The organism is Streptomyces sp. NPDC026062 (genome assembly GCF_055568375.1).
This window is the reverse complement of sequence record NZ_JBVHOQ010000010.1, coordinates 146162-169332: the sequence shown is the minus strand read 5'-3', so window position 1 is coordinate 169332 and position 23171 is coordinate 146162. Positions and strand designations below refer to the sequence as shown.

The window sequence follows — 23171 nt, the reverse complement described above, 5'->3', positions numbered from 1 at the left end:
AGACCGCGAGGAAGGCGCGGAGCCGGGGATCCGCCCGCTCGATCGCCGCCACCGCGCCCGCGGCATCCCTGTGATCCGTCACCGTCCTCAGTCTTCCAGGGCCGCCTCCATCACGGAACGCGCGATCGGCGCGGCGCTTCCGCCGCCGCTGATGTCGGCCCGGTCGGCGGACGCGTCCTCGACGACCACGGCGACGGCGACGGCGGGCCTTGCCGATCCCTCCGCCTGCGCCCAGGAGATGAACCAGGCGTACGGCGTACCGGAGTTGCCGACCCCGTGCTGGGCCGTGCCGGTCTTGCCGCCGACCGTCGCCCCGTCGATGGCCGCGTTGGTGCCGGTGCCGTCCCGCACCACGTCGATCATCATCTGCCGCAACCGCGTCGCCGTCAGCGGATTCATCGCCCGGTGGTACGAACGCGACCCGGTGGTGCGGACGGTGGAGCCGCTGTGCGTGGTCGTCCGGTCCACCAGGTGCGGACGCATGAGGTCGCCGCCGTTGGCCACGGCCGAGGCCACCATCGCCATCTGGAGCGGGGTCGCCGTCGTGTCGAACTGGCCGATCGAGGACAGGGCCAGCTGGTCGTCGCTCATCTCCGTGTCGAAGTTGCTCTTCGCCACCCCGGACGGGATCTTGAGCCCCGGGTCGTTGAAGCCGAACCTGCCGACCGCCTCCACCATGCCGTCCAGCCCGACCTCCACCCCGAGGTGCGCCATCACGGTGTTGCAGGAGACCCGGATCGCCTCGGCCAGCGACGCCTGCTCGCAGCCTCTCGCCTCGTTGGGCAGGGTGGTCGTGGTGCCCGGCAGGACGTAGGGGAAGGGGGTGTCGGTCCCGGCGTCCGGATCGGTGACGACCCCGGCGTCCAGTGCCGCCGCGGCCGTCACGATCTTGAACGTGGAGCCAGGCGGATACGTCTGCCGGATCGCCCGGTTGAGCATCGGCCGGCTCGTGGACGCGTTGAGCTCGCGCCAGGCGTCGGTGACGGACGAGCCGGTGCCGGAGAGCCGCCCGGGGTCGTACGACGGGGTCGAGACCAGCGCCAGGATCTTGCCGGTCGTCGGCTCCACGGCCGCGACCGCGCCCCGGCGGCCGTCGAGCCCCTGGTAGGCGGCGCGTTGCAGGGAGTCCTTGATCGTGGTGGCGACATCGCCGCCCGGCTGCCGGCCGCGGGTGATCTCGTTCCAGAACGGGAGCGGGGCGAGCAGGGGGTCGGTGCCGGAGAGGATCGCGTCCTCGGCGTTCTCGATCAGGGTGGTGCCGTACGTCTGCGAGGCGTACCCCGTCACCGGCGCGTACAGCGGTCCTTCGCGGTAGGTGCGTTCGTAGGCGAGCTGCTCGCCGGTGTTCTCCGAGCCGGTGACGGGGCGGCCGGCGACCAGGATGTTGCCGCGCGGCTGGTCGTAACGGTCGATGCTGATACGGCGGTTGGCGGGGTTGTCGTCGAGTTCGTCGGCCTCGAAGACCTGGACACGGGCGGCGTTCACCAGAAGCGCCACGAGCAGCAGCAGACAGAAGGCGGCGGCGCGCCGGATGTAGCGGATCACGGCCGGGCCTCCCGTGCGGTCGACGGGTACGGGATCACAGCTCGGCCTCCGGGACCGGTGCGACGACTCCGGCCTCCACCTCGTCGGGATGGGGTCTGCGGGCCACGTCGCTGACCCGGATCAGCAGCGCCACGATGATCCAGTTGGTGACCACCGACGAACCGCCCTGGGCGAGGAACGGCATCGCCATGCCCGTCAGCGGGATCAGCCCCATCACCCCGCCCGCGATCACGAACACCTGGAGCGCCAGGATCGAGGCGAGGCCGATCGCGAGCAGCCGCCCGAACGCGTCGCGCAGGGCGAGCCCCGCCCGGTAACCGCGGGCCACCAGCAGGGCGTAGAGCATGAAGAGCGCGGTCAGCCCGGTCAGGCCGAGCTCCTCGCCGGCCGTCGCCAGGATGAAGTCGGACTTGGCGGCGAAGCCGATGAGGATGGAGTGGCCGAGCCCCAGACCGGTGCCGAGCATCCCGCCCGCGGCGAACGCGAACAGCGACTGGGCGAGCTGGCCGGGCCCTTGGCCCGCGTCGATGGAGGCGAACGGGTCGAGCCAGTCCTGCACCCGGCTGTGCACATGTGGTTCGAAGGACCCGACGACGAACGCGCCGACGGCGGCCAGCATGAGCCCGACGGCGATCCACCCGGTCCGGCCGGTCGCCACGTACAGCAGGATCACGAACAGGCCGAAGAACAGCAGCGAGGTGCCCAGGTCACGCTCCAGGACCAGCACGCCGACGCTGATCAGCCAGATCGCCACGATCGGGCCGAGCACCCGGCCGGTGGGGAGCTGGAGTCTCCAGATCCTGCGGCCGGTGTACGCGAGGGCGTTGTGGTTGGCGGCGAGGTACGCGGCGAAGAACACCGCGAGCAGGATCTTGGCGAACTCGCCGGGCTGGAAGGAGAATCCGCCGACCCGGATCCAGATCTTGGCACCGTTCACCGCGGGGAAGAAGATCGGCACGATCATCAGGACGAGGGCGGCGGCGACGGAGAGATAGGCGTAGCGCTGGAGGACCCGGTGGTCGCGCAGGAACACCACCACCCCGATGAAGAAGGCGACGCCGAGGGTGGACCAGACCAGCTGCGTGGGTGCCGCCCGGTCCCTCGGCGTCTCCAGGTCGAGCCGGTAGATCAGGACCAGCCCCACGCCGTTGAGCAGGACGGCGATGGGCAGCAGCAGCGGATCGGCGTACGGGGCGCGGAAGCGGACGGCGAGATGGGCGAGGAGGGCGAGCAGCCCGAGTCCGCCGCCGTATCCGGCGACATCGGGCGGGACCGCGTTGTCGTGGGCCAGCCCGACGGCGGCGTAGCCGTAGACGGAGATGAGGACGGCCCCGATGAGGAGCGAGAGTTCCACGCCGCGCCGCCTGGGCAGGCGCAGCTCGGGCGGGGGTGCGTCCGCCGTCGTTGCGGTCATGCCAGGCAACGTAGCAAGAGGTGGGTGTTATTTCCCTTATGTCATGATGTGGGAGTTCATGGGTCCGGGTGCCGGCGAGCTGTCAGACGCCGGTGGGGGAGTGCGGTTCCTCCGGGTCGCGCCGGTCCGGGCGGACTTCACCGGCGCTCCGCGGTGACGGCCGCCGAGGGAGCCGCGGTGCCGGGCGCCGGGGTCGCTCCGGTCGTCGGCGGGGCGGACGGCCGGGCGCTTCCCATGGGGCGGTGGCCGGGGTCGGCCCGCGGGGCCGTCCGCAGGATCTCCTCCTGGGTGGGCAGCGTGGCCCGCTGCCGGTCGTCCCAGGACCAGGCCGTGCGGTACTCGTACCCCGTGATCGCCGACGGTGCCCGCATGATCAGGTCCCGGCCGGCCGGCTCCACGCTCAGCACGGCGTCGGAGGCCGGCATGATCCGGGTGAGGCCGCCGGGTTCCGGCATGTAGACGCGTACGGAGAGCTGGCGGTCGGCCAGCCGCATGCCGAGGACCATCTCGTCCCGGCCGTCGCCCGTCAGATCGCGGTAGTACGGCTTCAGTACCGGGCAGGACGCGGGCGTGGTCCGGCAGGCGTGGATCCGGCGTACCGCCTCGGCCGGGAGCGCGGCCGTGCCGCTGGACCGGTCCGGGCGGGCGTTCAGCCCGGCCGGCACCACTTCCACCGGGTCCAGCCGGTGCGCATCGCCGCCCGGGACGGTGATCCCGGGGATATGGGCGGTCTCGCCCTCGCCGTAGTCGTAGGGGGCGACGGAGGCGGGCGGCAGCTCCGGCCGGAGGCGGGCGGGGCCGATGGCGGCCGGGGCCTGCCCGGCGCTCTTCAGCTCGCCGCCGGTACCGCAGCCGGCCGGCAGCGTGGTGCCGAGGAGAGCCGCGACGACGGCGGGCGCGCGGCGTCCCGTCCGGTGCTGCGGACGCATGTCTTCCTCCCGTTCCGACGGCCGGCCGGACCGCGCGTGCGTGCGCACGACTCCGGCTCCGTAGACCTTATTCGGAAGGAAGTGCCTTATGCGTATTTACTGCTGATACGGGTTCTGGCCCGGCCCCTGCGCGCCCGGAGCGTATCCCGGCTGCTGGGACCGGCCGAGGTGGTTCTCGCCCTGGGCGAGCGTGTGCTGGGCCAGCAGCTGATCGGCCTGCTCCTTGGGGATCTTCTGCTCACCGCCGCAGAACGTGCACTGAGTGGCGTACTTCGTCGAGAAGGGGAACAGCGGCACGAAGAACAGGGTGAACTTGGTCACCCGCTTGCGCAGGGTGTGCGCGGCCGGGTTCCCGCACCAGCCGCAGACCAGCGTCAGGATCGCCAGCTGGTGGAGATAGCCTCGCGTACCGAAAATGATCATGTCGTGGGTCCCTTCCCCGTATGTCCCCGCAGCGCCCGGCGGCAGAGCGCCAGCAGCTTTTCGTCCTCGTACGTGTCGTGGCTGCCGTATCCGCCGTCCATCGCGTTGTGACGGCGTACGGAGGCGAGCTCGGCGTGCAGCACGAGTACCGCGTCCGGCCCGGCGCAGGCAGCTCCCGTCCGTGCCAGGCGTTCGGCCACCCGGACCCTGACATGACGGTTCTTCTCCCAGGCCGCGAGGAGTACCGGAACGGACTCCTCGGCCCGTCCGGAAACCTCCCACAGCGCGATCGCCGCGTCCACCCGCAGCCACAGTTCCTCGTGCTGGAGCAGCGCCCGCAGCCGGGGCGCCGTCACCGCCGCGTGCGCGCCGAGCCTGCCGAGCGCGCTCGCCGCCAGCCGCCGTTCGCGCACGTGCTCGGCCAGCAGCCCCTCGGTCAGTACCGGCAGGACCGCCCCGGCGTCCTCGTCGACGGCCCACAGCGCCCCCGCCGCCTCCGTGGCCCCGGCCGTCCCGGGGCGGCTCATCAGCGCCCGCAGCTCCGGGACCGCGCAGCGCGCCTCGGGCCCGAACGAGCCGAGGGCCCGCAGTGCCGCCGTCCGCAGCCACTCGCCCCGGTAATCCGGCGCCCCGCGCAGGATCCGCAGCACCTCCGGCGCCGCCTCTCCGGCCCGCAGCGCGGTCAGCCCGGCGAGCAGCGGACTCGCCCGGTCGTAGGCCTCGTCGTCCAGCGCGATCTCGTCCAGCCTGCGCCGCAGCAGGCCGGTCAGCGGCCGGGCGGCCGCCCCCAGATGCCCGAGCGCGTACCCCACGTCCTGCGGCACCTCGGGCCGCTCCAGCGCCGCCTCCAGCGCGGGCACCGCGCGGGCGTCGCCGAGGCGGGCCAGGGCCTTCACCGCGCTGCCGAGCCCCGCCGGACCGCTCGCCCACTCCCGCACCCAGGTGCCCGGATCGGCCGCGACCCTGGCCGCCAGCGCGTCCGCCGCGGGTGCGGCCAGACCGAACAGCTCCTCCAGGGCGTGCGAGGAGGCCTCGGCCAGTTTCGGCTCCTCCGAGGCGAGCTGTTCGCCCACGAGCCGGACGAGCTCCTCGTAGGAACCGCGCCAGGCCCGGATCAGTCCGCTGCTCATCCGGACGGCGTCGATGCGCTGCCCCGGTTCGGGGCTGCGCAGCTGGTCGGCCAGCAGCGCCGTCCGGTCGGCGACCCGGTCGTCGAGGCCTGTGTGCAGGGTGCGCAGCAGATCGGCCGTCCAGGGCGCGGTACGCCCGGTCCGCTCCTCGGCCGACAGCGCCCGAAGCTGCCCCACCAGGGTCACCGGTGCGCCGTCCGGAGCGCCAGGATCGAGATCGCCGCGCGCCCCGGCCGTCCGGACCCCCGGCTCAGGGGAATCGGGGGCACCAGGGGCGTCCGGGGCGTCCACGGCACCCAGGACACCCAGGACACCCAGCACATCCGGCGCCCCGGCCGTCTGCGGGCCCTCCGTACCGCGCACGGGTCCCGCACCGGCCGCGCCCCCGGGGTCCGTGCGCAGTTGCCGTAACAGGCCCGCCACCACGCTCACCACATCGTCCGGCAGCCCCTCGGGCGCGCACCGCGCCAGCTGGGCCAGGGCCGCGAGCCGCAGCCCCGGCGGATTGGCCTCGGCGGCCAGCCGGCTCAGCCAGTCGGCGATCCGGCCGGTCAGCGGAGCGTGCCGCAGCGCCACCCGTCCCGCCGCCTCGACCAGCGCGAGCCGCACCTCGTCGTCCGGTTCCACCGTCAGCCGCTCCCGCAACAGGGCCAGCACGCGGTCCGGACTGCCGTGCAGGGTGGCAAGCGCCAGCGGGGCGGAGACCCGCACCCCCGGGTCGTCGTCGGCCATCAGCGCGAAGAACACCCCGGCACCCGCGCTGACGGCCGCCGCGGCCATCGCGTAGTTCGCCACGCCCTCGGCCTCGTCCTCGGCCCCGCAGATGTCCTCCTCGTCGATGTCGATGCCGCCGATGCTGGTCAGCAGCTCGACGATGCCCCCTCGGTCCGGGACCGCGGGATCGACGACCAGCTCGAAGAGGAAGGGGATGCAGGCGAGCGTGCAGGCGTACACGTCACCCTGGTGGTGGACCGCCCCGTACATGCCGTCCAGCGCGGCCTCGCGCGTCGACGGATCGGCGGACGCCAGGCCCTGAAGCAGCTCCGGCACATCATCGGCAGGCCCGTAGGCATGCTCCATCGAGGCCCAGTCGACCTCGTCGATCCCCGCGAACACGCCATCGCCTCCCCACGGTTTCCCCCGAAGCAGTGTCTGCGCAGAGTGTGCACCACCGCTCGGACAATCCGCCCACCCCACCCCGCCTTTTGCCATTGAGCATGACAATGTCTGCCGCGATACGGTATGTCCCGGCCATGGGAGCCCTAAGCGGTGTCCGGAACCGGCCGTCCCCGGCCCGGTTCGTTGAGCGGCGCGAGCAGATCGCCGTACCGCTCCAGGCGTTGCGTCATGTCACCGGCCAGGAAGACCAGTTCCCCGGGTCCGCGGCACTTCTCGATCTCCGCCCAGGTGACCGGCGCGGACACGGACGGCTCGGACCGCGCCCGCAGTGTGTAGGGCGTGGCGGTCGTCTTCGCCGCCGCGTTCTGGCTGAAGTCGACGAACACCTTGCCCGGCCGCAGCGCCCGCCTCATCCGGTGCACCACCAGATCCGGAAGCTCCCGCTCGGCCCGGACGGCCAGCTCCTTCGCGTACGCGGACACGCGCTCGGAGGCGGTGGGCTCCACCGGTACGAGCAGATGCAGTCCCTTCGAGCCGGACGTCTTCCCGTACGCCTCCAGCCCGTCGGCGGCCAGCCGCTCCCGCAGCCAGAGGGCGACCGCACAGCACTCCACGGCCGTCGCGGGCGCTCCCGGGTCCAGGTCGAAAACCATCCGGTCGGCCAGCCCCGGCGTCTCGGCCCGCCACTGCGGGGTGTGGAACTCCACCACCAGGTTGGCCGCCCACATCAGCGAGGCGAGGTCCTGTACGACGACCTGTCTGGCCTGTTCCTTCTCGTGGTGGGGCACCGGGGCGGTGTGTACCCAGGACGGCGTACCGGGCGGCGGGTTCTTGGTGAAGAACAGCTGCCCGTCCGGCCCGTCCGGATAGCGCAGGAAGGACAGGGGGCGGTCCCGCAGATGTGCCAGCAGGACCTCGGCCGCCGTGGCCGCGTAGTAGTGCAGCACCTCGCCCTTGGTGGTGCCGGTGGCCGGATACAGCACCTTGTCCAGGTTGCTGAGCGACAGCCGCCGCCCCTCCACCACTGTGATCGGCGTCATACCATAAGAATCACACGAAAAACGGATCGGTAAGGGCATAACGGATGTAAGGGGTGACCGGTGAGGTCCATATGGAACGGCGCCATCTCCTTCGGGCTGGTCAGCATCCCGATCAAGCTGGTCAACGCCACCGAGAACCACTCGATCTCCTTCCGTCAGGTCCACGTCACCGACGGTGGCCGCATCCGCTACCGCAAGGTGTGCGAACTCGACGGCGAGGAGGTGACCGCCGCCGACATCGGCAAGGCCTACGAGGACGCCGACGGCTCGATGATCCCGATCACCGACGAGGACCTCGGCTCCCTGCCGCTGCCCACCGCCAGGACGATCGAGATCGTCGCCTTCGTGCCGGCCGACTCCATCGACCCGCTCCAGATGGACGCCGCGTACTACCTCTCCGCCAACGGGGTGCCTGCGGCCAAGCCGTACACCCTGCTGCGCGAGGCCCTGAAACGCAGCCGGAAGGTCGCCCTCGCCAAGTACGCGCTGCGCGGGCGGGAGCGCCTGGGGATGCTGCGCGTGGTCGACGACGTGATCGCGATGCACGGGCTGCTCTGGCCGGACGAGATCCGTTCCCCCGAGGGGGTCGCCCCCGAGAGCGACGTGTCGGTCCGCGACGCCGAACTCGACCTGGCGGACGCCCTGATGGACACGCTGGGTGAGGTCGACATGGACTCGCTGCACGACGACTACCGCGAGGCGGTCGAGGAACTCATCGCGGCCAAGGCCTCCGGGGAGGTCCTGGCGGCGCCCGAGCCCGGTGGCTCCGGCGGGGGCAAGGTCATCGACCTGCTGGCGGCCCTGGAGAACAGCGTCCGGGCGGCGAAGGAGGCCCGCGGCGAGGACGGGAGCGAGGACCGGAGGGAGAAGGGCGAGAGCGAGGGCGAGGGGAGCGGGGCGGACGGGGAGAAGGCCTCGGTCACCTCGATCGCCGGCCGCAAACCGTCGGGCTCCGCCACCCGCAGGACCCCCACGGGCAAGTCGGTCTCACGCACCGGCGGGTCCGGCGGTGCCCGGAAGACAGCCTCCTCCTCGCCCAAGTCGTCGGGAGCGAAGAAGTCCACGGCGAGTACGGGCAAGCCGGCGGAGAAGAAGAGCGCGTCGGGCGGCCGGTCCGGCGCGAAGAAGACCGCGGCCGAGGCCGGCGCGTCCAGCGCCACCGCGTCCAAGAGCGCCACATCGAAGAAGACGGCGGCGGCGAAGAAGGGGAGCGGCACGAAGACCGCCCCACGCAAACGGGCCTCCGCCTGACGAGCGGGCCGCCCCGGCCGTACGCGCGGCCGTGTTGCCTGAGGCACGGGGCCGCGCGGCGACCCCCACGGCGAGCCGCACCGTCTTCATCGACGCCGACGGCTGCTTCGTATGCGGCCCCTCACCCGGAGACTGCGTCGTGGACGAGTGCCGGGGCGGATGTCGGCAGGGCGGCTCAGCTGCCGCAGGCGCAGTCCGCCGCCGGTTCGGGCGTCGAGGTCTCGACGGTCTCGCTCCGGCTGGTGCAGCAGGCGTCGCCACCGAGAGCGGGGCTCTTGCCCAGCTGGTCGGTGTCGGCCTTGACGACGTAGACCTCCCACGGCTCCTTGCCGGGGCCGTGGACCCACACCTTGTCCTGGAGGGCGTAGCAGCAGGAGGTGTCGTTCTCCTCGAAGGTCGCGAGCCCGGCGTCCTTGAGGCGGGTGGTGGCGGCGGTGACCTCGTCGGTGTTCTCCACCTCGACGCCCAGGTGGTCCAGGCGGGTCTCCTGTCCCGGCTGGCCCTCGATGAGGACGAGCTTGAGCGGTGGGGCGGTGATCGCGAAGTTCGCGTAGCCGGGGCGTCGCTTGGCGGGCTCGACACCGAAGAGCTTGGAGTAGAAGGTGACCGACGCTTCGAGGTCGGCGACGTTGAGCGCGAGCTGGGCACGGGACATGACGGTCTCCCCGATCAGGTTGCATTGATCTCTGTCGATTCAACCTTGCGCCTTGGATCGAGAAACGTCAACATAGAAGCATGTCGAAACAAGAACGTGTGGTGCTTGGCCAGGACGGCGTCGGGGGATGCTGCCCGGCGCTGCTGACCGCCCCGCTGGACGAGGACCAGGCAGCCGATCTGGCCAAGGTCTTCAAGGCACTGGGTGACCCGGTGCGCCTGCGGCTGCTGTCGATGATCGCGTCACGAGCGGGCGGGGAGGTCTGCGTCTGCGACCTCACCCCGGCCTTCGACCTGTCGCAGCCGACGATCTCCCACCACCTGAAGCTGCTGAAGCAGGCCGGGCTCATCGACTCCGAGCGGCGCGGGACCTGGGTGTACTACCGCCTGCTGCCGCAGATGACCGACCGGCTCGCCTCGATCCTCACCCGGCCCGCCGGACAGCCGTCGCCCGCGAAGACGTCAGCCGGGGCCGCCTCGTGACCGTCCGGTCCGCCCCTGCGGCGGAGCCGACGGCGCCGGTCACAGGACGGCTGTCCTTCCTCGACCGGTATCTCGCCGCATGGATCCTTCTCGCGATGGCGGCCGGCCTCGGCCTCGGCCGTCTCGTGCCCGGCCTTGGCGACGAGCTGGCCGGAGTGACCGTCACCGGGGTCTCCCTGCCGATCGCGCTGGGCCTGCTCGTGATGATGTTCCCCGTGCTGGCCAAGGTCCGATACGACCGCCTCGACGCCGTCACCCGCGACCGCCGTCTGCTGGGGACGTCCCTGGTCCTGAACTGGGTGCTCGGCCCGGCCCTGATGTTCGCGCTGGCCTGGATCTTCCTGCCGGACCTGCCCGAGTACCGCACCGGCCTGATCATCGTCGGCCTCGCCCGCTGCATCGCCATGGTCATCATCTGGAACGACCTCGCTTGCGGCGACCGGGAGGCCGCCGCTGTGCTGGTCGCCCTGAACTCGCTCTTCCAGGTGGTCGCCTTCGCCGCGCTCGGCTGGTTCTACCTCTCCGTCCTGCCCGGCTGGCTCGGCCTGGAGCGGACCGCCCTGGACGTGTCCGTATGGGAGATCGCCCGCTCGGTCCTGATCTTCCTCGGCATCCCGCTGCTGGCCGGGTTCCTCACCCGCCGCATCGGCGAGAAGACGAGGGGCCGCACCTGGTACGAGACGAAGCTGATCCCCCGGATCGGGCCGTTCGCCCTGTACGGGCTGCTGTTCACCATCGTCGTGCTCTTCGCCCTCCAGGGCGACGCCATCACTTCCAAGCCGTTCGACGTCGCCCGCATCGCGCTGCCCCTGCTGGCCTACTTCGCGCTCATGTGGGCCGGGTCCATGGCGGTGGGCCGCGCCGTCGGGCTGGGCTACCCCAAGGCGACGACCCTGGCGTTCACCGCGGCCGGCAACAACTTCGAACTCGCCATCGCCGTCGCCATCGCCACCTTCGGCGCCACCTCCGGCCAGGCCCTCGCCGGAGTGGTCGGCCCCCTCATCGAGGTCCCCGTCCTGATCGGCCTCGTCCACGTCGCCCTGGCCGCCCGCCGCTACTTCCCCCAGCCCGCGGCCGACCCGGCCGCCGCCCCGGAAGGTTCCGCCCGTGTCTGAGGCCTCGAAGCCGTCCGTGCTGTTCGTGTGCGTCCACAACGCCGGACGCTCGCAGATGGCCGCCGCCTTCCTCGCCCACCTCTCCGAGGGCCAGGTCGAGGTCCGCTCCGCCGGGTCCGCACCGGCCGACGCCGTGAATCCGGCCGCTGTGCAGGCGATGGCGGAGATCGGCATCGACATGTCCACCGGGACACCGAAGGTGCTGACTGCCGACGCCGTGCAGACGTCCGACGTAGTGATCACCATGGGCTGCGGCGACACCTGCCCCGTCTTCCCCGGCAGGACCTACTTCGACTGGAAGCTCGACGACCCGGCCGGGCGCGGTGTCGACGCGGTCCGCCCGATCCGCGACGAGATCGCACAGCGCGTCCGCGGCCTGCTCGCCGAACTCGGGGCCCGAGTAGGAACGGACCAGGAATCAGGTGTCGCCGTCAGAAGTTTCGACAGGCCGTGATCCGGGCCGCTCAAGGCCGACGCGCAGCACACCCACAGCCATAACCACAGATTCACGCCGACACCGCTACCTTTCACGACGCCACGGCGCGGACCGGCCGCCGCGAGGCCCATGCCCCGCGACGGCCGGTCCGCCACGTCCCGTACCGCGGGCTCAGCGCCTGCGGAACGAGCTCACATAGCCGGAGGCCGGCGTGCCGACACCCGTCACGTCGTCGTATCCCCGCACCGCCGACAGCGAAGCGTCCTTGCCCAGGCTGCGCACCGAGGTCCGCAGACCGTCCGCCGCGTCGTAGCCGTTGACGAAGTCCACCCGGGCGACCGCGAGATCACGGCCGGCACCCAGCGGGTGGTCCGTCACGTCGTGGTACGCCTTCGTGTGGTAGCGGGCGTAGATCGCCGGGTTGGCGAAACCGATCGGGCGCCCGCGCCGCGCCTGCTGCGCCAGGGCCTGGACACCGGCGATGACCGGCGCCGCCAGCGACGTGCCGCCGATGCGGTACTCGTCGTAGCGCAGCGATCCGTCCGGCAGCGTCTGGGTCTGGCCCACCAGGAAACCGGTGTTGGGGTCCGCGACGGCCGCGATGTCCGGGGCCGTGCGCATCCGGGTCTTCCCGTTGGCCCTGGCCAGCGAGTCCGGTACGACACCGCGCTGGTAGAACGGCTGCTTCACGGTGGCGCTGGTGCCGCCGCCCGCGCCCGAGGTGTAGGCGCCGGGGAAGCCGGTCCAGCTCCTGCCGTCCGCCGCCAGGAGCGCGTTCGTCGTGCCCCAGCCGGTCTCCCACTGGTACGTGTTCTGCTTGCCGACGGCCAGTGACGTACCGCCGACCGAGGTCACCCAGGCGGAGTTGGACGGGACGTCGATCTGCTTGGTGCCGGTCGACGCGACGTTGTCGCCGTTGTCGCCCGAGGAGAAGTAGAAGCCGATGCCCTCGACCGCGCCCATCTTGAACACCTGGTCGTAGGCGAGCGCCAGGTCGGGGGTCTGGTTGGCCTCGATGTCGCCCCACGAGTTGGAGACGATGTCGGCGAGCCGGTGGTCGACGACCTTGTTCAGCGAGTCCAGCAGATCGTTGTCGTAGCAGGACGCACCGCCCACGTACACGATGTCCGCGGCGGGCGCGACCGCGTGCACGGCCTCGACGTCCAGGGTCTCCTCGCCGTACCAGCCGGAGGCCCCGCACTCCTCGGTCTTCGTGTAGTCGTCCGGCAGCACCTGGCTGAGCTGGCCACGCCGGTAGGGCGCGTCGCCGTTGCGCTTCGCGTACTCGGCGGCGTCCTTCGCGATGGTGGGGGAGGCGTACGCGTCGGTGATCGCGACGGTCACCCCTTCGCCGGTGTAACTCCCGGCCCCGTACGCGGCGCGCAGCTGCTTGCCGGTGTACCCCTTGACCGCGTACGGCACCTTCGCCCCGTACGCGGTCGGCAGGGTGGAGGCGGTCTTCGACCCGAAGTACGAGGAGAACGGTCCCGAGTTGCGGAACACCGCGTCCGGCGGCGGCAGCACCTCGTCGTGGCTCGACCGGTGCGGCGCGTTGTCCAGGCCCGAGACGGCGAGCACGGCATCGCCCAGCGCGGCGGGCACGGAGGCGGTGGTGGCCGGGGCGCGGTAGGTACGGGCGTCCTTACGGTAGTTGTGCAGCCGTGTGCTGAACGCCTTCTCGGTCCCGGACACTTCACCGGTGGCCGAGACGTAGTGCTGGTTGGTGCCGGTGACGGTCAGCCCGTTGGACTCCAGCCACCGGCTCACCCGGTCGATCTGGTCCGGGGTGGCCCCGAACCGCGCCTGCGCCTGTGCGGCGCTCAGGTACTTCCCGTACGAGGGCGACCGCGGGTCGGACACGGCGGCGGCATAGGCGGCCAGCCCCTTCGCGTCCCGGCCGGCGAGGTGGACCCGGACGGCGACCTTTCCGCTGCCGGCCGCCGCTCCCCGGTCGGCCGCGGTGGTGGCCCAGGCAGGTTTGGTGCCCCGCAGCGCGTCCCGGCCGCCGGGCGCGGAGTCCGCGCTGGCGTCGGGTATCCCGAGGGCGAGCGCACCGGCGAGCAGCGGCAGTGTCGCCGCCATGCTCAGCCCGGCGCGTCGTCGGGCGCGGCTGATTCTCAAAGTAACCCCCTGCGATGTGGGTCTCGCGTGTGGCGCATGTGCCGAATGAAGTGCACATGTAATGCGCCACTCTGGCGAGGAACGCCTCATGTAGGGGGCATGCAATGACCAAGAGTCCACCAAGCGGCGTCCGATGTAGGGGATTTGGTGACCAAAGGGCCGGGAATCGACCAGGGCGACCTCCCGCGCCTCTCGGCAGAGATCACTCGATGGGGCGCACTTCCTCAGATTGGCCCCGACGCATCCGATAACTCATGAAAGACACCTCATCATCCTGAACGGAGACTTACCGATGAAGCACCGGATCAGCGTCGCCCTGGCCGCCCTGGCAGCTGCCGTTCTCCTGCCCGCCCCCGCAGGTGCGGTCGACTCCGCCCGGTCGGGAGCCGCCCCAGCCGCTGACGACCCGGCCTTCTCCGTCCGTTGCTACAGCCTGCTCGGCGGTGTGCAGCAGACCGAGAGCTGGCTGTTCACTCCGGCGCCCTCCACGGACGGCCGTACGGTCTCGGCGGTTCACCGCACCAGCTACCGCGGCTGCTCGGGCAGTGCGGAGAGCACTCTGAACGAGAACACCCCGGTGGAGTGGAAGGCGACCTGCGCGGAGCCCTTCCCAGTCCTGAGCAGCGAGACCGTCACCTACGCCTGGGACACCGGTGCCACCACCACCGTCCGCTTCGACCGGGTGGTGAGGAGCCACAGGGTCAACGGCAGCGTGATCCGCTACCGGATGGAGAGCACGGGCACCGTCACCGCGGGCAGCGGCCTCGGTAAAACCGTTAGCCGTACCACTCTCTTCGACCCGGTCGGCAGCGCCTGTGGCAAGGACAAGGCGGAAGTCTTCGGCACAGCCTCCTCGTTCAGCATCGGCTGAATACCCTTCGCACGGGTGGGAGAAGCGCTGCCCGCAGGGGCCCTTCCCGCAGGGGTGCCGCCGACCGTGACGGCGCCCCTGCGGTTCTCCCGGACGCACCCGGGCCAACCCGGAGGGTGTTCGCCTGATTGTTCCGCCCAGCCCTACGGATCCATCTCTTCGACGGTGACCTGCACCTGTGGGCGGAACGTCTGCGGTCAGCCGGCCCGCTCATCCCGGTAGGGCCCTGCCCATGGTCGCGGTGCCGGTGGGGCGCTGGCCGACGCCCTGATCGCTGACGCCCGGGAGGCGGGTATCGAGGTCCTCACCCTGGACGCCCGTGGCGACAACACCAACGCCCTGCGTCTCTACCGGTCGCTGGGCTTCACCGAATACGGCCGTCTGCCCGGCTTCGCCGTCGGTTCCAGGGAGGGGGGGAGCTGGGTGGGCAAGCCGCGTATCCGGTTGCTGGTGCGGGTGGCCTCGGCGGCGAGTCGTGGTCGAAGCCGGTCAGCACGGTCTGCTCGGCGGTGATCTCATCGGTCAAGCCGGTCTACCAGAGTCTTGGGCAAGCCCTCGGAGCACGGCCGAGCGTCCCAGGCGCCCTTGTTCAGCACGTCGAAGCTCCGGAATCATGCGCGGAGAGTGTGCCGACAATCCCAGGGAAGAGGGGCTTGCAAGGATGACGACAGTACCGCGCCAGGACATGGGGAACCGCGTGGCCTCAGTGCTCTCGTCCCAGGTTCTCAATGCCGTGATAGGCATCATCGGCCTCGTCATCCCCGTTGTGGCTTGGGCGATGCAGCAGAGGAATCTGACCAATGTCGTCCTGGCAGCCGAGACCGTTCTTCTGCTGCTCATGATCGCGAACTACATGTGGCTGCGAAGCATGTACATTCAGTTACGCCGCGCGAACGACCGGGATATGGCGGACGCCGCCTACTTCGCCGCGATCCGTGCACGGCTGGAGCGTGACCTGATCGCAGATTTCGGCGAGATCGCCGATGGCCACCTGCAGGTGTACGCGTCCGAGGTGCCGCGCCTGTCGGTGATGCTCTTCACGGTCCTCGTCGAGTCCGGAGTGCAGCCGCAGCGGGTGCTGGCCGCGGATCTGACCACCAACCCGAATCTGCTCACGGTGCGCCGGGAGTACCTCGCGGCGAATCGGCGGTTGATCGAGGCCGGCGGCAGTGTGCAGCGCCTGTTCATCTGCTGGGCGAACGATCTGGCGAGAGCCGAGTTCGGCCGTTCGCTGCTGCAGCTCGTGGATCACCACCGCTCATTGGGTGTGCAATGCGGGCTGGCCGTCCGTGACCGGCTCCGGGCCGATCAGGCGATCGACTTCGTCGTCGTCGCCAAGGCCGCCGTGCTGGTCGAGGAGGAACAAGGCGATGCGGAGTACCTGCGAGGTCGCTCCTCCGTCTACTTCAAGAGCGTCGAGCGCTGGGCCGGCCGGTTCGAGTCGATCTGGGGGCATGGTTCGAGTTCCGCTCCGTCCGCTCTGACCACCTACGAAACCCAGGTGCGACCCATGACCACGGGCCTCGACTGGGACGACGATGCCGTCGGGGCGGTCATCGCGCAGCTCTGAGAGCGGGGGAGCGCAGCGGATCGCGCGGCCGGAACGAGGTCTGTGGACACCGCATAGAATGGCACGATCACGCCGGTCCCGGTCGGGAGGGCCGGTACGACGGACGGAACGCGATGGGTCTCTCGATCGTCAAGACGCACGGCAGCCTCAATGACATCTTCGTCATCGACGGTGCGCCCGGCGACCACTTCGCGGAGGCGGACCTTCCCCGCGCTGTCGAGCTGCTGTGCGATCGGCGTCGGGGTCTCGGCGGCGACGGCGTGTACTTCATCGCCGACAAGGGTGATGGAACCGCGCAGGCGTTCTTCTTCAACCCCGACGGCTCCCCCTCGCTCCTGTGCGGCAACGGCATGCGTGGCGCGGGACGGCTTCTTCTGGACCGTTACCAGGCGGAAGACGTCGTCCTGCGCACCGGCCCGTACTCCTTCACCGTCCATGCCGCCGACACCACCCCGCACGGCGTTCGGCAGGTCTCCGTCGAACTCCCCCCGGTCGACTTCAGCCAGGCCGACTCGATCGTCGCCGCAGCCGAAGGTGCTTTCGTCGACCAGCCGCTGCCCGCCTATCACGCCACCCGGCACGTCTCCGCGCTGGCTGTGCCGAACTCGCATCTGATCACCGTGCTCGACGACGCCTACAACGAGGCCGAGCTCGTGGCGACCGGCACACGCGTGGCCAACAACCCGGATGTCTTCCCGATCGGAGCCAACGTCTCCTTCGTGCGCCCACTCGCCGAGGCAGAGGTGTTCATCCGCACCTTCGAGCGTGGCGCTGGTCTGACTCCGTCGTGCGGCTCGGGTGTCGCCGCCTCGCGTGCGGTGCTCTCGCGCCTGGGAAGAGTGGATCCCGCGCAGCCCGTGGTGGTCCGCAACCCGGGCGGGATCGCCCGGAGCTGGATGCGGACGAGCGGCGAGAAGTGGCAGCCGATCCTGGAGGGCAACGCCACCAAGGTGTACGCGGCAGAGCTCGATCCGGCCGTGCTGCTCGGTTCCGGACCTGTCGAGTACAGCGGCGAGGCCTTCCCTGACGAAGTCAGTGCCTTTGCCGCTCTGAACAGCGACAATCTCAAGGTACTGACGGAATCCGGGATCGAGATGACCATGAAGGGCCCTGCCGCGACGTGAGTCCCGGTGTCCGCTGTGGCCTGACCGTGGCCTCGGTCTGCCGGACGAGGACCCTGGGGGCAACGCGTGGTCATCTGTCTCATCTTCCTGGCGGTGGGTGTGGCGTTACCGCAAGCGGATCGTTGGTGGTTCAGCCCATGCCGTGGCAAGCGCAGGCCGGCAACTCTGCGGGACATCAGAACGCTGCAACGCGAGCGAGCCAACAACATCACGCCGGCACTGCTGCTGCTCGGACACTGGCTGGGACTGGTCGGCTGGTGGCTGGCAGCCGACCAGTTCGGCCCCCTGGGCTGGGCTGCCGCAGCCGTGGCCGGGGCGGTGACATTTCGATACCTCCAGGAGATCAGCCACTTCGCCGTCCACGGAGTCCTGACCCGAAGCGGCCGAGCGGGAGCCGTGCTCTGCGAAGTGGCCGTCCATGTCCCCCTGGGCTTCGTGCCGGTCCCGGTCCGCCGGCAGCGACATGTGCGTGAGCACCACCCCAACGCGACTGTCGCCGGAGCCGACCCCAATCTCCGGGAACTGCACGCCGCAGGTCTGCGTCCCGGAGTCGTGCGGGCGCGCTTCCTCCGGGCTCTCGTCTTCCCGCTGACCCCGGCGGGTGCCGCCGTCACGGTGCGGGGCATCGCCGACAACATCTTCGCCAGTACGCGCCGTTGGTGGCGACTGGCCGGATTAGTAGCTGTCCCCGTGGCAATCGGCGCAGCTCTGGGCTGGCAAGCGGCGCTGTTCGGATGGATGGTGCCGCGCCTGTTCCTGTACCCTCAGCTCGCCTGGATGTCGTTGCTGGTCGAGCACCGTTGGTGGGACGCCGAGCCCGTCGCAGGACCACCCGCTGTGGTGGAGGCGGCGCGATGCATGCGGCTGTATCCGAACAGCCCGGCCGCAGCCCTGCTGGCACGCGGAACATGGCTGCCGTACGGAGATCTCTACCATTACGCGCACTCAGCACACCCCGCCGTGCGCTGGAACTATCTGCCGCTTCTGGAGAAGAACACCCTCGGTACCCCCGAGTACACTCCTGACGCGTTTCTGCTGAGCGAAGGAGCGGTCGTACGTCATCACTTCCGGGCACTGACGCGAACCGGCGGGGCCGGTGGGGCGACATCGGTGAAGGTGCCTGAAGGGCGGTCATATGGCCGGAGCGGACGAGCGCCGTCGGCCGTCCCCCGGTCAGCCGTACGGCCCTGCGCGGACCGCGTCGCGGGAGAGGCCGCGCACGGTGCGGGGAGATCCGGGGAACCTCCCACGTGGAACGAACCTTCACTGCTGCCATAGCGCCGGAACCTGCCCGCCTACCTCGGGTGCCTGCCCCGCAGCTCGCGAACGACTGTCCACCTGGACAGCGCCCGTGTCCCCTGGAGCGGCTACGGAGATCGCGCTGGGTGGTCTCTCTGGCTGAGCGCTCGTGGGGGCCACGGTACGCGGGGCGGGATGGGTCTGGTGTCATGGCGGGGCCGGGCCCCAGGGCGTGGGCGGGGTGCCCCCTCGGGGGCTCCGGTTTGCCGGCCCGGCCGGTCAGCCCAGCTCGGCGACGAACGAGCGCCAGGCGTCGGCGCCGAAGGCGATCACGGGGCCGGCGGGGCGCTTGCTGTCGCGGACCGGGACGAGGTGGGGCACGTTGTGCCCCACCTCGACGCATTCGCCCTGCCCTCCGCTGTAGCTGCTGACGCGCCAAGCTGTTCCCGCGAGGTCGGGCTGCGAGGGGCGGTCGTGAGTCATGGTCTGTGCTCCTTGGCGATGCGACGGATCACGCTGAGAGAATCCGTCGGTGGCAACGCCGAGGTTCGAGCGTCATCGAAAAGGTCGCGGTATCGAGCGACATCGGACTCCCGCTCCATCCAGATGTTGCCGGTTGGAGTCTCTGTCAGTACGAGATCGAGCGCTGACACCCTCGGAAAGCTCAGCAGCAGGTACGGACCGAACATACCTGGGTGCGCTCCGCGAGAGAACGGCAGCACCTGCACGGTGATGTTGGGCTGCTCGGCCAGTTCGGCCAAGTGCTCAAGCTGGTCGCTCATGACTGCCGGCCCTCCGACCTGCTGGTGGAGAACACCCTCCGCGAGCACCGCCCAGAACTCCAAGGGGCTGTCGCCCGCCAGACGTTCCTGTCGGGCCAGTCGCACCTGGACGAACTGATCGATCTCCTCCGCAGTCTGCCAGGCGCGGGAAGCGACGGTCACCGCCCTTCCGTACTCCGGCGTCTGGAGGAGGCCCGGGACCAGCTGGACCTGGAACGTTTTGATGCCGTCACAGATCGTCTCCATCTCGATGTAGTCGCGATAGGTGTCACCGAGCACAGACCCGTACTGATGCCACCAGCCCTCACGGCGCCGACGGTTCGCTGTGCGTGCCAGCGATGCGAGGCGGTCACGAGCCTCCTGGTCCGACACGTCGTACGCGTGTATCAGCGCGACCAGATCGGGTGTGCGGACCGGGACATGCCCGTTCTCGATCCGGCTGATCTTGCCCTTGGTGCAGTCGAGAACCTCGGCCGCCTGGGTTGTGGAGAGCCCGGCGCTCTCACGGAATCGTCGGAGTTCGTCGCCGAGTTGGCGGCCCAGGACGGTCGATGGTTTCACGGATGTCATGCGTCACTCCCTACCAGCCACGGGGGGCCGTCGTGTTCAGGATGCACGAACGAGTGAAATGAGCACCGAAGAACCATTCAACGTTGCGCGAGTACGAAGTGTACGGGCACTCTGAGGGCAGTGAGCCGCCCAACATTTAGTGCGCGGTGGCCAGTTGCTTCAGCACCGTCGATCTTCAGGGAGCGCCATGGCAGACCATTCCGACCTCCGCGAAGCCGGCTTCAGGCTCTCCCGCTGCCGTAGCAGCGTTCCCAGGGCGAGAGCCGCCCTCCGCGCCAGGCTGGGAGAATGGCGGTCCGATCAATCGGTCGCTGAAGACGGGGAGTTGGTGCTCTCCGAGCTGGTCACCAATGCGGTACGGGTGCCCGTCCCCGGCGACCGGATGGTGGGCGTACGCATCGAGTGCCGGGGGAGGGGCGAGTTCCTGCGGCTGGAGGTCAGCGACGCGGGAGCGGGATGGCCGGAGGTGCAAGGGCCGGACGAGCTGGACGACAAGGGGCGCGGGCTCCTGCTCGTGGAGGCCCTGGCCCACCGCTGGGGCGTGGACGAGCGCCGGGCCGGGATCGGCAAGACGGTCTGGGCGGAACTGCTGGCGCCCTGGGCCGTTCCCGGGCCCGCCGAGACGCGGATCGCGGCGGTGTCCGTCAGGCCGGGCCAGTGCGTACGCGTGTGGGGCGCCTGGCACACGGTCCGCGCGGTCCGGAGCGAACGGTACGCATCGGGAGGGCCGGCGGTCGTCCTCGTACTCGACGACGGAGGTCCGGCGCTGCGTCTGCACGCGGCCGAGCAGCTGACCGTACGCACGGCGGCCCCGGCAGGTCGGGTGGGAGCGACATGAGGGCGCTGTGGCGAAGGCTGATGCGGCGTCAGGAGCGCGACCGCGCACCGCGATTCACCGGCACGCTGATGCGGGTGCTCGGTGGCGGCGGGCTGGTCGTGATCGGGGAGGCGGGCCGGCCGGTGGAGCGGGTGCTGCCGCCGCGCCCGCAGGTGCGGCGGCCGGGCCGGGGCTCACTCCGGGGGCGTGTCCGTATCCCGGCCGGTTTCGACCACGCGCACGCCTCGGTCGCTGACGCGCTGGGGATGCGCTGATGCGGCTGCTGCTCGACACGTCCGTGGTGATGTGGTGGATCGCCGACTCGCCGCAGCTGTCGGCCCCGGTCAAGGAACTCCTGGAGACCGAACCCGCCGTGTACGTCAGCGCGGTATCCCCCTGGGAGATCACCGTCAGGCAGTTCCTCGGCGGCTTCGAAGGCCCGGGGGACCTGGCCGAGCAGGTGCGGGACCTCCGGTTCGGGACTCTGCCCGTCACGGCCGCGCACGGTGTGCGGGCAGGCCGGCTGCCGATGGTGCACACCGACCCCTTCGACCGGCTGCTGATCGCGCAGGCGCAGGCCGAGGGGCTGGCGCTGGTCACCCGGAACCGTTGGATGACGCAGTACGACGTGCGGACCGTGCCGGTCTGACCCGCATGACCGCCGTGCGGCGCCCGCCCGGCCACTGCTCGGAGGCACCGGGGCCGGGCGGCGCCGCGGCGGGTGGGCGGCGCCCGGCCGGAACGGTGGCCTCCGGCCGTCGGGTCCTACTCGGATACCGACTTCACGACGCCTGCGGGGTCGGCGTTCCACCAGAGGATCATCCGGTACGTGTGGCCGGTCAGGATGTTGTACGGGAAGGTGTCGCAGCCGGCGTCGCCGCCGTCGTCCTCGTGGCCCCTCTCGACCCACTTCCCGCCGGTGTACTCCTCAAGGATGCCCCTCATGCCGTATCCGTCGGCGAGGGTGTCGCAGATCTTGAAGGTGTCGCCGTCGTCTATGTGCTGCATGTATCCGCGAGCGGCGTCGTCCGGGATGCTCCACCAGAGATAGGAGTCCGCGGCGCTGGCGGTACCGGACATACCCAGCACCAGGGTGGCCGCCCCGGCTCCCGCCAGCAGTGTGCGGGTGAACGTCTTCTTGAACATTTCCAGCCTTTCGGACCTGATGAGGCGGGATGGGCGCAGGTGTATTCCTGCTCCCTGCCGCCAGTACCTTTCGGGCAGCCGGACAGCTTCACCACGGGATGCCGAGAAAGGGAGTCGAGAAATGGAATATCTTCCGAATCGGCGCAATATCCATGCATGCATGCATGCATGCATGCGATCACGCCATCGCGGACTCAATCATCGGGTCGATCGAAAGTAAAGGGGTCCAGGTGAAGTGGTGCTATTACGTCAGAGATGGTCCGGATGCCAGATCGGTGCATGAGGCAGGAATAAGTTGTTCCGGATAACCGAATGGGCTGCGAGGTCCTTGGTAACCCTTGCGGTGGGGCGTCTCTGGGCCCCGGGACCGGTTGGACCAGGTGTGCAGCCCCTGCTGGCATCCCCTTTCGGGCACCTGAACGGCTGCGCAATTGTGTGCTGCGGGCGCCATGGAGGAGAAAGGGGAGGGCGGGGCCGTCTCGGAATGTGCGGAATGAGTGCGTGTGGATTGATTTACTCGCGAGACATCACGGACTCGTCGGCCCGGCCGGTCGCAAGTGAAGAGGTTCGGATGAAGTGACGCTGTTGCGCCAGGTTTTCCCGGGATGTCGGGCCAGGCAAGAACGGGAACAGTTCATTCCGTAGGGCTCGTAACAGGATCTGGCCGATGTGCCCTGCTCGGGTGTGGCCGATGTGCTGATTCGGCCGTTCGCGCAGCGGGATAATGCGGCCTTGGATCGTGTGCGACGCCTTGTGGCTCTCGCCGGCCCGCCCGGCCGACCGGGCCCCGGGAGTGGGGCCCGCTCAGCGGTCCGCCTCGTCGTCACGCCAGTGCTGGGGCTTGTTGAGCTCGTCGCAGCAGCGGACCTTCCCCCGGCCGATCCCGAACCCCCGGTCGCTGACAGGCTGGACCATCCAGCAGTCGGCAACGTCGTCCGGAAGGGGATACGGAGCCGGATAGCCCTGCGCACCGGCATCGGGGCGGAAGCCGTGCCTCGGGTAGTACTCCTTGTGTCCGAGGACGAAGACCAGGTGCGAACCCCGCTCCTTCAGCTCCCGGATTCCTGCGGCGATCAACTGCCCGCCCACACCCCGGCGCTGGTACTCCGGCGTGACGGCCAACGGCGCCAGGACATGGGTCATCGGCTGGTCGTCGAGTCCGTCGAGACGCGCCCGCGTGAACAGGATGTGCCCGACCGGCTCCTCCCCGTCGAAGGCCAGAAGGGACACCACCGGGGAAGCGGTCGGGTCGGCCAGGAGGTCTGCCACCAGCCTGGCCTCCTTGTCGTAGCCGAAGGAGCGGGTCTCCACGTCCATGATGGTTTCGAAATCCCCGGACGTGCTCTCGCGAATCCGGAACACAGGTCTCGTCATGCCCGCAGTTAACCAGCA

At 70.2% G+C, this 23171-nt stretch carries 23 protein-coding genes and 2 pseudogenes; 12 read left to right on the top strand and 13 right to left on the bottom strand.

What is annotated here, in order from left to right; genetic code table 11:
* Positions 1 to 87: 87 nt before the first annotated feature.
* The 6 genes from ACZ4LX_RS11995 to ligD form a co-directional block, all read right to left on the bottom strand.
* Complete coding sequence (locus ACZ4LX_RS11995; RefSeq protein ID WP_467642688.1) at positions 88 to 1545, bottom strand: peptidoglycan D,D-transpeptidase FtsI family protein; 1458 nt, start codon at positions 1543 to 1545, stop codon at positions 88 to 90.
* A gap of 34 nt (positions 1546 to 1579) precedes the next feature.
* Entirely contained in the window at positions 1580 to 2959 is a 1380-nt protein-coding gene (locus ACZ4LX_RS11990) for an FtsW/RodA/SpoVE family cell cycle protein (RefSeq protein WP_467642690.1), read from the bottom strand.
* A gap of 137 nt (positions 2960 to 3096) precedes the next feature.
* Positions 3097 to 3888, bottom strand: a complete 792-nt coding sequence (locus ACZ4LX_RS11985; RefSeq protein ID WP_467642692.1) for a hypothetical protein — start codon at positions 3886 to 3888, stop codon at positions 3097 to 3099.
* 96 nt (positions 3889 to 3984) lie between these two features.
* Positions 3985 to 4311, bottom strand: coding sequence for a zinc ribbon domain-containing protein (locus ACZ4LX_RS11980; RefSeq protein ID WP_467642694.1), 327 nt, complete (start codon positions 4309 to 4311; stop codon positions 3985 to 3987).
* On the bottom strand, positions 4308 to 6557 hold the full coding sequence (locus ACZ4LX_RS11975) for a PBS lyase (RefSeq protein WP_467642696.1): 2250 nt from the start codon (positions 6555 to 6557) through the stop codon (positions 4308 to 4310). Before ACZ4LX_RS11975 ends, ACZ4LX_RS11980 begins: the two co-directional genes overlap by 4 nt.
* Positions 6558 to 6703: 146 nt before the next feature.
* Positions 6704 to 7600 carry a non-homologous end-joining DNA ligase gene (ligD, locus tag ACZ4LX_RS11970; RefSeq protein WP_467642698.1) on the bottom strand — a complete coding sequence of 299 codons (897 nt, stop codon included), beginning with the start codon at positions 7598 to 7600 and terminating at the stop codon, positions 6704 to 6706.
* A gap of 60 nt (positions 7601 to 7660) precedes the next feature.
* On the opposite strand from ligD, the gene ku reads away from it, so the two are divergent.
* Complete coding sequence (gene ku, locus ACZ4LX_RS11965) at positions 7661 to 8851, top strand: non-homologous end joining protein Ku (protein ID WP_467642700.1); 1191 nt, start codon at positions 7661 to 7663, stop codon at positions 8849 to 8851.
* A 175-nt stretch (positions 8852 to 9026) separates the two neighbouring features.
* Here ku and ACZ4LX_RS11960 read toward each other — a convergent pair whose 3' ends face one another.
* A complete protein-coding gene (locus tag ACZ4LX_RS11960) occupies positions 9027 to 9506 on the bottom strand; it encodes an ArsI/CadI family heavy metal resistance metalloenzyme (RefSeq protein ID WP_467642702.1) in 480 nt (159 codons plus the stop codon).
* Positions 9507 to 9586: 80 nt separating this feature from the next.
* Between ACZ4LX_RS11960 and ACZ4LX_RS11955 the strand changes: the two genes are divergently transcribed.
* From ACZ4LX_RS11955 to ACZ4LX_RS11945, 3 genes are read left to right on the top strand one after another with little or no spacing between them, the layout of a single operon-like run.
* Positions 9587 to 9988, top strand: coding sequence for an ArsR/SmtB family transcription factor (locus ACZ4LX_RS11955; RefSeq protein ID WP_467642704.1), 402 nt, complete (start codon positions 9587 to 9589; stop codon positions 9986 to 9988).
* Entirely contained in the window at positions 9985 to 11103 is a 1119-nt protein-coding gene (gene arsB / locus ACZ4LX_RS11950) for an ACR3 family arsenite efflux transporter (RefSeq protein WP_467642706.1), read from the top strand. The genes ACZ4LX_RS11955 and arsB overlap by 4 nt, the downstream gene beginning before the upstream one ends.
* The gene (locus tag ACZ4LX_RS11945) at positions 11096 to 11557 is read left to right on the top strand and encodes an arsenate reductase ArsC (protein ID WP_467642708.1); all 462 of its coding nucleotides are present in this window, start codon (positions 11096 to 11098) and stop codon (positions 11555 to 11557) included. The genes arsB and ACZ4LX_RS11945 overlap by 8 nt, the downstream gene beginning before the upstream one ends.
* 153 nt (positions 11558 to 11710) lie before the next feature.
* Here ACZ4LX_RS11945 and ACZ4LX_RS11940 read toward each other — a convergent pair whose 3' ends face one another.
* On the bottom strand, positions 11711 to 13621 hold the full coding sequence (locus ACZ4LX_RS11940; protein ID WP_467643020.1) for a S53 family peptidase: 1911 nt from the start codon (positions 13619 to 13621) through the stop codon (positions 11711 to 11713).
* 331 nt (positions 13622 to 13952) lie between these two features.
* On the opposite strand from ACZ4LX_RS11940, the gene ACZ4LX_RS11935 reads away from it, so the two are divergent.
* The gene (locus ACZ4LX_RS11935; RefSeq protein ID WP_467642710.1) at positions 13953 to 14531 is read left to right on the top strand and encodes a hypothetical protein; all 579 of its coding nucleotides are present in this window, start codon (positions 13953 to 13955) and stop codon (positions 14529 to 14531) included.
* Between the two features lie 228 nt (positions 14532 to 14759).
* Positions 14760 to 14939, top strand: a pseudogene (locus ACZ4LX_RS11930) (GNAT family N-acetyltransferase); the annotation flags it as partial.
* On the opposite strand, the pseudogene ACZ4LX_RS11925 reads toward ACZ4LX_RS11930, so the two are convergent.
* Positions 14918 to 15057 (bottom strand): annotated as a pseudogene (locus tag ACZ4LX_RS11925) (IS110 family transposase); the annotation flags it as partial. The pseudogenes ACZ4LX_RS11930 and ACZ4LX_RS11925 overlap by 22 nt on opposite strands.
* A gap of 135 nt (positions 15058 to 15192) precedes the next feature.
* On the opposite strand from ACZ4LX_RS11925, the gene ACZ4LX_RS11920 reads away from it, so the two are divergent.
* The 3 genes from ACZ4LX_RS11920 to ACZ4LX_RS11910 all read left to right on the top strand — a co-directional run bounded on the left by ACZ4LX_RS11920 (position 15193) and on the right by ACZ4LX_RS11910 (position 18503).
* Positions 15193 to 16101 (top strand): hypothetical protein, encoded by a 909-nt coding sequence (locus ACZ4LX_RS11920; RefSeq protein WP_467642712.1) that lies wholly within the window; start codon positions 15193 to 15195, stop codon positions 16099 to 16101.
* 113 nt (positions 16102 to 16214) lie between these two features.
* Positions 16215 to 17225: a diaminopimelate epimerase gene (gene dapF / locus ACZ4LX_RS11915; RefSeq protein WP_467642714.1), complete on the top strand. Its 1011-nt coding sequence runs from the start codon at positions 16215 to 16217 to the stop codon at positions 17223 to 17225.
* A 66-nt stretch (positions 17226 to 17291) separates the two neighbouring features.
* Positions 17292 to 18503: a fatty acid desaturase gene (locus ACZ4LX_RS11910; protein WP_467721156.1), complete on the top strand. Its 1212-nt coding sequence runs from the start codon at positions 17292 to 17294 to the stop codon at positions 18501 to 18503.
* Positions 18504 to 18743: 240 nt separating this feature from the next.
* On the opposite strand, the gene ACZ4LX_RS11905 is transcribed toward ACZ4LX_RS11910, so the two are convergent.
* Entirely contained in the window at positions 18744 to 18947 is a 204-nt protein-coding gene (locus ACZ4LX_RS11905) for a DUF397 domain-containing protein (RefSeq protein ID WP_467642718.1), read from the bottom strand.
* Positions 18944 to 19816, bottom strand: coding sequence for a helix-turn-helix domain-containing protein (locus tag ACZ4LX_RS11900; protein ID WP_467642720.1), 873 nt, complete (start codon positions 19814 to 19816; stop codon positions 18944 to 18946). The genes ACZ4LX_RS11905 and ACZ4LX_RS11900 overlap by 4 nt, the downstream gene beginning before the upstream one ends.
* 187 nt (positions 19817 to 20003) lie before the next feature.
* On the opposite strand from ACZ4LX_RS11900, the gene ACZ4LX_RS11895 reads away from it, so the two are divergent.
* The 3 genes from ACZ4LX_RS11895 to ACZ4LX_RS11885 are packed head-to-tail and all read left to right on the top strand — an operon-like array spanning position 20004 to position 21282.
* Positions 20004 to 20654, top strand: coding sequence for an ATP-binding protein (locus tag ACZ4LX_RS11895; protein ID WP_467642722.1), 651 nt, complete (start codon positions 20004 to 20006; stop codon positions 20652 to 20654).
* Positions 20651 to 20908 (top strand): prevent-host-death protein, encoded by a 258-nt coding sequence (locus ACZ4LX_RS11890; protein WP_467642724.1) that lies wholly within the window; start codon positions 20651 to 20653, stop codon positions 20906 to 20908. Before ACZ4LX_RS11895 ends, ACZ4LX_RS11890 begins: the two co-directional genes overlap by 4 nt.
* Positions 20908 to 21282 carry a type II toxin-antitoxin system VapC family toxin gene (locus tag ACZ4LX_RS11885; RefSeq protein WP_467642726.1) on the top strand — a complete coding sequence of 125 codons (375 nt, stop codon included), beginning with the start codon at positions 20908 to 20910 and terminating at the stop codon, positions 21280 to 21282. Before ACZ4LX_RS11890 ends, ACZ4LX_RS11885 begins: the two co-directional genes overlap by 1 nt.
* 116 nt (positions 21283 to 21398) lie before the next feature.
* On the opposite strand, the gene ACZ4LX_RS11880 is transcribed toward ACZ4LX_RS11885, so the two are convergent.
* Together ACZ4LX_RS11880 and ACZ4LX_RS11875 are read right to left on the bottom strand one after the other, a co-directional pair.
* Complete coding sequence (locus ACZ4LX_RS11880; RefSeq protein ID WP_467642728.1) at positions 21399 to 21779, bottom strand: hypothetical protein; 381 nt, start codon at positions 21777 to 21779, stop codon at positions 21399 to 21401.
* An 804-nt stretch (positions 21780 to 22583) separates the two neighbouring features.
* Positions 22584 to 23153 carry a GNAT family N-acetyltransferase gene (locus tag ACZ4LX_RS11875; RefSeq protein WP_467642730.1) on the bottom strand — a complete coding sequence of 190 codons (570 nt, stop codon included), beginning with the start codon at positions 23151 to 23153 and terminating at the stop codon, positions 22584 to 22586.
* Positions 23154 to 23171: the final 18 nt, after the last annotated feature.

Bases quoted from the DNA above. Each gene is read 5' to 3' on its own strand.
- ACZ4LX_RS11990 (WP_467642690.1), bottom strand. From the start codon at position 2,959: ATGACCGCAACGACGGCGGACGCACCCCCGCCCGAGCTGCGCCTGCCC.
- ACZ4LX_RS11985 (WP_467642692.1), bottom strand. From the start codon at position 3,888: ATGCGTCCGCAGCACCGGACGGGACGCCGCGCGCCCGCCGTCGTCGCG.
- ACZ4LX_RS11980 (WP_467642694.1), bottom strand. From the start codon at position 4,311: ATGATCATTTTCGGTACGCGAGGCTATCTCCACCAGCTGGCGATCCTG.
- ligD (WP_467642698.1), bottom strand. From the start codon at position 7,600: ATGACGCCGATCACAGTGGTGGAGGGGCGGCGGCTGTCGCTCAGCAAC.
- ACZ4LX_RS11960 (WP_467642702.1), bottom strand. From the start codon at position 9,506: ATGTCCCGTGCCCAGCTCGCGCTCAACGTCGCCGACCTCGAAGCGTCG.
- ACZ4LX_RS11955 (WP_467642704.1), top strand. From the start codon at position 9,587: ATGTCGAAACAAGAACGTGTGGTGCTTGGCCAGGACGGCGTCGGGGGA.
- ACZ4LX_RS11940 (WP_467643020.1), bottom strand. From the start codon at position 13,621: ATGGCGGCGACACTGCCGCTGCTCGCCGGTGCGCTCGCCCTCGGGATA.
- ACZ4LX_RS11935 (WP_467642710.1), top strand. From the start codon at position 13,953: ATGAAGCACCGGATCAGCGTCGCCCTGGCCGCCCTGGCAGCTGCCGTT.
- ACZ4LX_RS11920 (WP_467642712.1), top strand. From the start codon at position 15,193: ATGACGACAGTACCGCGCCAGGACATGGGGAACCGCGTGGCCTCAGTG.
- dapF (WP_467642714.1), top strand. From the start codon at position 16,215: ATGGGTCTCTCGATCGTCAAGACGCACGGCAGCCTCAATGACATCTTC.
- ACZ4LX_RS11905 (WP_467642718.1), bottom strand. From the start codon at position 18,947: ATGACTCACGACCGCCCCTCGCAGCCCGACCTCGCGGGAACAGCTTGG.
- ACZ4LX_RS11900 (WP_467642720.1), bottom strand. From the start codon at position 19,816: ATGACATCCGTGAAACCATCGACCGTCCTGGGCCGCCAACTCGGCGAC.
- ACZ4LX_RS11895 (WP_467642722.1), top strand. From the start codon at position 20,004: ATGGCAGACCATTCCGACCTCCGCGAAGCCGGCTTCAGGCTCTCCCGC.
- ACZ4LX_RS11890 (WP_467642724.1), top strand. From the start codon at position 20,651: ATGAGGGCGCTGTGGCGAAGGCTGATGCGGCGTCAGGAGCGCGACCGC.
- ACZ4LX_RS11885 (WP_467642726.1), top strand. From the start codon at position 20,908: ATGCGGCTGCTGCTCGACACGTCCGTGGTGATGTGGTGGATCGCCGAC.
- ACZ4LX_RS11880 (WP_467642728.1), bottom strand. From the start codon at position 21,779: ATGTTCAAGAAGACGTTCACCCGCACACTGCTGGCGGGAGCCGGGGCG.
- ACZ4LX_RS11875 (WP_467642730.1), bottom strand. From the start codon at position 23,153: ATGACGAGACCTGTGTTCCGGATTCGCGAGAGCACGTCCGGGGATTTC.